8 protein-coding genes and 1 riboswitch are annotated in these 7,259 nt (G+C 61.2%); of the genes, 2 read left to right on the forward strand and 6 right to left on the reverse strand.

Annotation, left to right across the window (positions count from 1 at the left end; all coding sequences use genetic code 11):
* The first annotated feature begins 187 nt into the window (after nucleotides 1–187).
* Nucleotides 188–300: riboswitch (molybdenum cofactor riboswitch) on the forward strand.
* The gene (locus tag H5T64_13035; GenBank protein ID MBC7265261.1) at nucleotides 261–500 is read left to right on the forward strand and encodes a hypothetical protein; all 240 of its coding nucleotides are present in this window, start codon (nucleotides 261–263) and stop codon (nucleotides 498–500) included. It overlaps the preceding riboswitch by 40 nt.
* A gap of 17 nt (nucleotides 501–517) precedes the next feature.
* Complete coding sequence (locus H5T64_13040; GenBank protein MBC7265262.1) at nucleotides 518–2,281, forward strand: aldehyde ferredoxin oxidoreductase; 1,764 nt, start codon at nucleotides 518–520, stop codon at nucleotides 2,279–2,281.
* 47 nt (nucleotides 2,282–2,328) lie between these two features.
* On the opposite strand, the gene H5T64_13045 is transcribed toward H5T64_13040, so the two are convergent.
* From H5T64_13045 to H5T64_13070, 6 genes are all read right to left on the reverse strand, one after another.
* Nucleotides 2,329–3,090, reverse strand: coding sequence for a HesA/MoeB/ThiF family protein (locus H5T64_13045; GenBank protein MBC7265263.1), 762 nt, complete (start codon nucleotides 3,088–3,090; stop codon nucleotides 2,329–2,331).
* A 33-nt stretch (nucleotides 3,091–3,123) separates the two neighbouring features.
* Complete coding sequence (locus H5T64_13050; GenBank protein MBC7265264.1) at nucleotides 3,124–3,450, reverse strand: hypothetical protein; 327 nt, start codon at nucleotides 3,448–3,450, stop codon at nucleotides 3,124–3,126.
* Between the two features lie 10 nt (nucleotides 3,451–3,460).
* Nucleotides 3,461–3,769, reverse strand: coding sequence for a hypothetical protein (locus H5T64_13055; protein ID MBC7265265.1), 309 nt, complete (start codon nucleotides 3,767–3,769; stop codon nucleotides 3,461–3,463).
* Nucleotides 3,770–3,926: 157 nt separating this feature from the next.
* Nucleotides 3,927–4,577 (reverse strand): response regulator transcription factor, encoded by a 651-nt coding sequence (locus H5T64_13060; protein ID MBC7265266.1) that lies wholly within the window; start codon nucleotides 4,575–4,577, stop codon nucleotides 3,927–3,929.
* A gap of 60 nt (nucleotides 4,578–4,637) precedes the next feature.
* Complete coding sequence (locus H5T64_13065) at nucleotides 4,638–5,465, reverse strand: sensor histidine kinase (protein ID MBC7265267.1); 828 nt, start codon at nucleotides 5,463–5,465, stop codon at nucleotides 4,638–4,640.
* 94 nt (nucleotides 5,466–5,559) lie between these two features.
* Entirely contained in the window at nucleotides 5,560–6,870 is a 1,311-nt protein-coding gene (locus H5T64_13070) for a hypothetical protein (protein MBC7265268.1), read from the reverse strand.
* Between the last annotated feature and the right edge of the window lie 389 nt (nucleotides 6,871–7,259).

Raw genomic sequence — 7,259 nt, forward strand, 5'->3', positions numbered from 1 at the left:
TCCAGCGTCCATATCGCTCCGGTTCTAAAGTGTTCAGATCCACTCCGGCCAATTCTAATACTTTCTGTACGTATTGAGAATATCCATACCCCAGAAACTGTATAGTATGTCCTGGACACCGTGCAAAAAACCTATTGACTTTTGCCACAAGATAGGTTATAATAGAACCAAAGCATACAAGCGACATCGTGGGCGATTCCTCCGACCCATTTTCTCCAGGGATGGAGGGAATGGGCGTTAGGGTATGGGGAGTAATTCCTATGCCTGCCGTGTTTGCAAAGGAGGCAACGTGGGCCCGGTGGGGCGAGCGTTGCCTTTTGTTCTTTGCTCCAGGCGTAGCACCGCCATCGGTTGAAACCGACGGCTCTATGAACGAAGTCGGCTTAAGCCGACTTGCTGGCGGTCAGACGCCGAATTCATTCGGCGGCACATTTCGGGCGTGGTGGCGTATCATAGCGTTATACGCCACGCACAGCGTCTATTGGGATGATCGAGATTGAGAGAAGGAGGAAAAAACATGTGGATCCTACGGTTGAACATGAACGACCGCACCTATCGCCTGGACGAAGTCCCGGCAGCCTACAAGAACCTGGGCGGCCGTGGAATGACGTCCACCATCGTCCATGACGAAGTGCCCCCATTATGTCATCCCCTCGGCCCCAACAACAAACTCGTCTTCGCCCCTGGCATCGTCACCGGTACTCCCGCCCCAACATCGGCTCGTATCTCTGCGGGCGGCAAGTCTCCGCTCACCGGCGGCATCAAGGAGAGCAACGCTGGCTCATCTTTTGCCCCCGCTCTGGCCCATATGGGTATCCGGGCGCTGGTGGTGGAAGGGCAGCCCAAGGAGAAGGGCAAGTACTGGTTAGCCCATGTTACTTGGGATGCCAAGGCTGGCAAGCCCAAAGTAGAGTTTCTGCCCGCCGATGAGTACGTGGGCAAAGGTCTCTACGAAGTCTTCCCGAAGGTGTACGAACGGTTCGGTCAGAAGGCGACGGTTGCCGGCTGCGGTGTGGCGGGTGAATACGGCTGTGCTGCCGCCGGCCTCGTCTTCAACGATATGTCCAAGCGCCCCAGCCGCTATTCCGGGCGCGGTGGCCTGGGCGCAGTGATGGGCAGCAAGGGCCTCAAGTTCATCGTGGCCGATGACACGGGCGCTCCCGGCGTGACCATTGCCGATAAGGCGCTCTTTGACCAGGGGCGCGCGAAACTGACCGATGCCCTGCGCACCCACGCCATCACCAAGCCCAAGGGCGCTTTGAACACCTATGGCACGGCCGTCCTGATCAACATCCTGAACGAGGCGGGAGGACTCCCCACCCGCAACTTCTCCAGCGGGCGCTTCGAGGGCGCGGCCAAGATAGCGGGCGAGGCCATCTTCGAAGGGGTCAAGAAACGCACCGGCAAAGAGACCTACAACCATGCCTGCAGCCCCGGCTGCATCATCCAGTGCTCCAACACCTGGTACAAGCCCGACGGCACCGAGCACGTCTCCTGTCAGGAGTACGAGTCGGTGTGGGCCTTCGGGGCCAACTGTGGCATTGATAGCCTGGATGACACCGGCGAACTGATCCGCCTCTGCAACGATTACGGCCTGGACACCATCGAGATGGGCGGGACCATCGCCGTGGCGATGGAGGCCGGCCTGGCGGAGTTCGGCGACGGGAAGAAGGCAATCGAACTGTTGCACGAGGTCGGCAAGGGCACGCCACTGGGCCGCATCCTGGGCAACGGCGCTGCCACGACCGGCAAAGCGTTCGGTGTGGTGCGCGTGCCCGGCGTCAAGGGGCAGAATATGCCCGCCTATGAGCCGCGCGCCGTCAAGGGCATCGGCATCACCTACGCCACCAGCACGATGGGCGCCGACCACACCTCCGGCTACACCATCGCCCCCGAGATCCTGAGCGTCGGCGGCAAGGCAGATCCCCTGAGCCCCGAGGGCAAGGCTGCGCTCAGCCGCGCCTTCCAGGCCACCACCGCCTTCATTGACTCCACCGGCCACTGCCTGTTCATCGCCTTCGCCATCCTCGATATCTCCAGTGGCTTCGAGGGCATGATGGAGGAGTGCAACGGCGTCTTGGGCACGAACTGGAAGTCGGACGATGCCGCCAAACTGGGCGCCGAAATCCTGAAGAAGGAGCGGGCGTTCAACGAGGCAGCAGGCATCGGCAAAGAGGTGGACCGCGTGCCCGAGTTCATGAAGTACGAGCCGCTCCCGCCCCACAACCAGGTCTTCGACGTGCCCGATAGCGCGCTGGATTCGGTCTACGCGGAACTGTAAGCACCAAGCCTCCCGCAGGTCCCGAATGACCAAGCCTCCCGCAGGTTTTAGAACCTGCGGGAGGCTTTTGTATCACCACAAACGCCACAACCACCGGGCGGTCGGCTGAGTGGCATACTCTCCATCCGATAGTCCCAGGCATCCACGTACAGCAGCCCTCCGGCGTGCTGGTCGTCGCCCAGGAGAAGCCTCACGGCCAGGCCAACCTGGATTGCGGCCACCATATGCGTGACGGTCCCCAACAGGCCCTTGTTGCTGCGGGGTACCATAGGCAGAGAAATTGGCTCGCCGAAGATGCAGGAGAAGCAGGGCGTCTGACCCGGCACAATGGCCATGGCCAGCCCGTAGTTTTCGTCCACGGCGGCGAAGACCCAGGGGATGCCTTGCCTCACGCAGACCTCGTTGATCAGGTAGCGTGTCGCATCGTTGTCCGTGCCGTCCAGCACCAGGTCGCTGCCAGCCAAGAGAGTTGCGGCGTTGCTGCTGCTCAGTCGCGCCACCACTGGCTCCACGACGATCTCGCTATTGATGGCGCGCAACTTCTCTGCCGCGGCAATAGCCTTGCGCTGCCCTAAATCCCGCTCATCGAAGAGCACTTGCCGATGCAGATTGCCGACTTCCACAATATCGTGGTCTATGAGATACAGATAGCCCACCCCTGCCCGGGCCAGCAGCCCGGCGGCCACCGTCCCCAATCCACCGCAGCCGACGATCGTCACGCTGGCAGTGGCCAGCCTCTCCTGCCCCAGCCAGCCGATCTGGGGGAGAGCAGTCTGGCGGGCATAGCGCGCCTCGTGAATGGTGATCATCGTGTCCCTCCTATCCACCTGAACCACACGGGATCAAAGCGCACCCTGTGAATCGCGAGGTATCTCGTGATCCCATCCTTCCTCTCGAACGGCCGCTTGTACGAGAAAAAGGGCGATGGGCCTGGATACAGCCTCCATCCAAGAGTTGCTCTGAGGCCAGGTATCCGTACGGGCCCAGAAGTCCATGAAGAGGCCGACGAGCCCCGGGTTGCGCTCGAAAGTCGCCTTGGCGCGGCACCCTTGGCAGGCTCCTGCCCGTTCAGCCAAACCGAGCGCCAACGTGTTGGGGAAACGAATGGATTCCCCACATTGGGGACAGCGCCATAGATATTCCCTCGTTTGTGGATCCAGATGACTCATAGTTACCTCCTCAGGAGTCGAGAACGCTCTCCGTGTTCATATTCATCGCACCCAGGTATCGCCAGAGGGCGGCCACATCCTCGGGGATCAGGATGACGCGGTCGCCTGCCTTCACCGTGGCTTCTACCTCACACTTACGGCCGTTGATCATGCTCAGAGCCACCTTCCTCGAGGGGACGCCCATGCCCCGAATGACACGCCGCACCGTGCTCCCTTCCGGTAGAGCCAGGGAAAAGGTGCCATCGCCGTTCTCGGGTTTGCCCCGCCCATAGCCGTCCAATCTCAGCCTGCCCGAGAGCAGCACGTTTACCGTCATCATGCCACCATATCTCCTTTCCGCCTCCAGGATATCACCAGGAGGTCGGGCGAGGAAGGGTCGGCAAGCCTATTTTGGGGCAGTAAAAAAGGCCCATCTGATGATGGGCCTGGGGACCTACTTCAGCCCACTTTCCCCGGGGCTGAGGGGTGAGGCTGGACTACCCTATCTTCACCAGTCCTTTGCGGATGGCGTAGAGCATGGCTTGGGTGCGGTCGTAAACGTGAAGTTTGGAGAAGATGTTGTTGATGTGATTCTTCACCGTCTTCTCGCTGAGGCAGAGCACCCCAGCGATTTCCTTATTGCTGCGCCCCTCGGCGATTAACCGGAGCACCTCTTGCTCGCGAGGGGTGAGATCATCCACGAGAGGAGTCTGTTTGCCAGGCAGGGCGGCGAACTGGCGGAGCGCCTTCTGGGCGATGGTGGGGCCCAGGAGCGATTCACCGTGGGCGACGGCGCGGATAGCCCGCAGCATAGTCTCCGGGTCGGCATCCTTCAGGATGTAGCCCCGGCCGCCCGCTTGCAAGCCCTGGTAGACAAACTCATCATCCTCGAACATAGTGACGAAAATGATGCCTATGTGGGGCATTTCGCGGTGGATGGTGCGAGTGGCCTCGATGCCGTTTAGGTCAGGCATTTGGATGTCCATGATGATGATGTCGGGCATGAGTGCTCGGGCCTGCTCCAGCGCCTCGCGGCCTGTGGCGGCCTCCCCCACCACCTCCATATCCTCCTCCGCCTCTAACATCTTGCGCACGCCCTTGCGGAAGAGGGTGTGGTCGTCCGCGATCAAAACACTGATCTTGTCCACCTGACTCCTTTTGCGAAGACTGTCTTCCCACACTGCTCTGCGAGTCTTGCCCTTTGCCGCTTAGCCAGAATATGGGATGATCACTCTCACCGTCGTCCCTCGCCCCGCCGTGCTCTCCACCTCGAACCGACCGCCCAACTGCTCCACCCGCTCACGCATGCTCCACAGCCCCAGGTGCGTCCCTGCTCGGGGAGCCAGGGGATCGAAACCAAGCCCATCGTCGGCAACGCGCAGGGTTACCGCACCCTCATCCCGCACCAGAGTTACCTCCACCCGATGAGCCTGGGCGTGCTTGACTACGTTGGCCAGCGCCTCCTGGGCAATGCGGAAAAGAGCGGTCTCCACTGCGGCGGGCAGCCGTTCACCCTCGTCTGCGGTGAACTCGATGGTCAGGCCGTGCTCCTGCTGGCAGCGGGCCAGGTGCTCGCGCAGGGCGGGCACGAGCCCCAGTTCGTCCAGCGCCGCTGGCCGCAGATCGTAGATCAGGCGGCGGATGTCCTGGATGTTGGTCTGGGCCAGTTCGGCCAACTCTTCCATTTCTTCGGCAGCCAATTCCGGATCCTGTTGCAGGAGTTTGCGCGCCGTGCGCAGGCGGACGTTCATGCTGGCCAGAGTGGGTCCCACTCCGTCGTGCAGTTCTCGGGCAATGCGCCGCCGCTCCTCCTCCTGGGCAGCCGTCACCTGGACCAATTGCTGGCGGAGGATGGCGATCCGCTCCTCGTGCAAGCGGGCATTCTCCAGGGCCAGGGTGGCACTGTGGGCCAAAGTGGTGAGGAGTTCGAGGTCCTCTTGGGTGTAGAGGTCACCAGAGCGCTTCTCCCCCAGGGTCAGGATGCCCAACAGTAGAGACGAATGACCATTCGCCCTTACTGCAGTCAGAAAAGGCACGGCCAACGTCGCCCCGACCCGGCGCAAGTCCTCGGCCTGAGGGGAGCGGTCGTCGGGGTGCAGTAGCAGAGGGCGTCGCTCCTGGACCAGCCACCTAGCGAGGCTCCAGACTTCCGAAGTCTCGGAGACTTCGGAAGTCTGGAGTCTCGTCCAGGAGCCAGAGAGCAGCCCCCTGGGCCTCCAAAGTCTTGGTTACCGTATCCAATACCAGGTGCACCACCTCCCCCCGCTCACGCAAAGTGCTCAGTCCTCGGCTGAACGTGGTGAGGGTCTGGCGCACCTCGTACTCCCGGCGGAAGAAAGCCCGGTCCACGAAGGTCTGGATGCGGTTGCGGGCGGGCTGGAAGAGAATCGCCACAATCAGGGCGGGGAAGAGGGCAAACAGGAAGGATTGCCGGCCAGTCAGCCCCTGGAAAAGGTAGCCGGTGACCAGGGAGAGGAGCAGGAAGATGGCGGTGAGGGTGGCGGTGAGCAGCGAATAGACCAGACCCTTGCGGATGACCACCCGAATGTCGAAGAGTTGGTAGCGCAGGACGGCGTAACCGACGGAGAGGGGATAAAGAGTGGTGATGAGATAACCCCAATCGGGGTTGGCCGTGAGAGAAAGGTGGACGGCGAAGGGGATCCACTCGAAAATGAGCCAACCGCTCAAGCCCACGCCAATACCAATGAAAAGCACTACCGCCTGGTGTCGGATCAATGCGGGGACGTCTTTCTTGAGGGCGATTTGGAGCACGGGAGCGATCTTGTTAAAAACAGAGCCGCACCCGAAGATCAGGAAAGAGCCCCAGGAGGCCGAAAGAGTGTAGAGGCGCCACCATTCCGGACGATCCAGGCGCGAGGCTACGAAAAAGAGCGCCGGGAAATAGACTACGGCGACAGCAGCCAGGGCCACAAAGATCGGGATCAGAGGCCAGCGGGCCAGGAATTCCTTGCGGGCACGGTCGGCGGGGAAAGTCCAGAAGAAAATCCAGCCCGCTACCGTGGTACACGCGATCCAGGGCTGCATCAGATAGGTGGTCCATTTCTGCTGGCTGTAGAGGAATTCGAATCCCACACCCGCGACACCTGCCCATAGCAGGAGATATAGCAGGAGATAGCGGTTCAGCCGGCCGGAGGGCCTGTGAATGTAGACAAAGATGCCAATCGCCAGGGAGACGAGAGCAAAGAAGATGCCGGCGGCTGTGAGTCGCCACATGATGTCGGGAGTAAACTCCATCGTCGGCACGGCGATCTTGAGCCGCTGGCCGCCCCGCTCCACGGTGTAGACCACGGTGCCGCCGATGCCCGCCTCCCGCACCAGGCGGCGCATCTCGCGCCAGTGCTGCCCGTTCACCTCGACGATACGGTCCCAGGGGCGCAGGCCCGCCTGCCAGCCAGTGAAATCGTGGGGGGGTGAAAGCACTGATCATGCGATCGGGGGTGTAAAAGAAGCCGGGGAAGGGGCCGCCGATCTGGCTGGCGGTAGACCAGAGAGAAGCACCCCAGATCACGGCGGCAGTCAGGATCACTCCCACCACCATCCAACGGGGGCTCAGCGCAGCAAGGCGCTTGCCCATCGCTCGTCCTCCTTGCGGGCTGCCGTGTAACGGCAAACCCTGACGGCTGGGAAAGTTCGCCCCATCCGAGGAGCATTTTACAACAGAAGGGGTAGAAAGTCAACAGCAGCATGCACGGTGTCCAGGACATACTATACAGTTTCTGGGGTATGGATATTCTCAATACGTACAGAAAGTATTAGAATTGGCCGGAGTGGATCTGAACACTTTAGAACCGGAGCGATATGGACGCTGG

Source organism: Chloroflexota bacterium (assembly GCA_014360825.1).
Lineage (GTDB): Bacteria > Chloroflexota > Anaerolineae > UBA2200 > JACIWT01 > JACIWT01.

Excerpts from the sequence above, each read along its gene's own strand:
- H5T64_13050 (MBC7265264.1), bottom strand. The coding sequence starts at position 3,450 with ATGAGTCATCTGGATCCACAAACGAGGGAATATCTATGGCGCTGTCCC.
- H5T64_13040 (MBC7265262.1), top strand. The coding sequence starts at position 518 with ATGTGGATCCTACGGTTGAACATGAACGACCGCACCTATCGCCTGGAC.
- H5T64_13035 (MBC7265261.1), top strand. The coding sequence starts at position 261 with ATGCCTGCCGTGTTTGCAAAGGAGGCAACGTGGGCCCGGTGGGGCGAG.
- H5T64_13055 (MBC7265265.1), bottom strand. The coding sequence starts at position 3,769 with ATGATGACGGTAAACGTGCTGCTCTCGGGCAGGCTGAGATTGGACGGC.
- H5T64_13045 (MBC7265263.1), bottom strand. The coding sequence starts at position 3,090 with ATGATCACCATTCACGAGGCGCGCTATGCCCGCCAGACTGCTCTCCCC.